This is a genomic window from Frankia sp. Mgl5 (genome assembly GCF_023242985.1).
GTDB classification, from domain to species: Bacteria; Actinomycetota; Actinomycetes; order Frankiales; family Frankiaceae; genus Parafrankia; species Parafrankia soli.
In genome coordinates, this window is sequence record NZ_JALKFY010000372.1 from 1 (window position 1) to 232 (window position 232).

Below are 232 nucleotides of genomic sequence, written 5' to 3' on the forward strand. Positions count from 1 at the left end.
GGTGATACATTGGTGGTTTGTGAATTGGTTCGTTCAATCAGTTGAGAAACATTGGAGACCGACCTTTTCGTTTCTTCGGCCAGTTTACGCACTTCGTCGGCGACAACGGCGAAGCCTCTTCCTTGTTCGCCCGCCCGTGCTGCTTCGATGGCGGCGTTCAGTGCAAGCACATTGGACTGCTCGGCAATCGCAGTGACCACATTGACGATGTCTCGAATTTTTTCCGAGATAT

The 232-nt window shown here is 51.3% G+C and carries 1 protein-coding gene; it reads right to left on the reverse strand.

Features of this window, described 5'->3' with window-relative positions:
- Positions 1–232 (reverse strand): methyl-accepting chemotaxis protein (locus MXD62_RS09740; protein WP_248829022.1); only part of this gene is annotated, 232 nt, incomplete at both ends.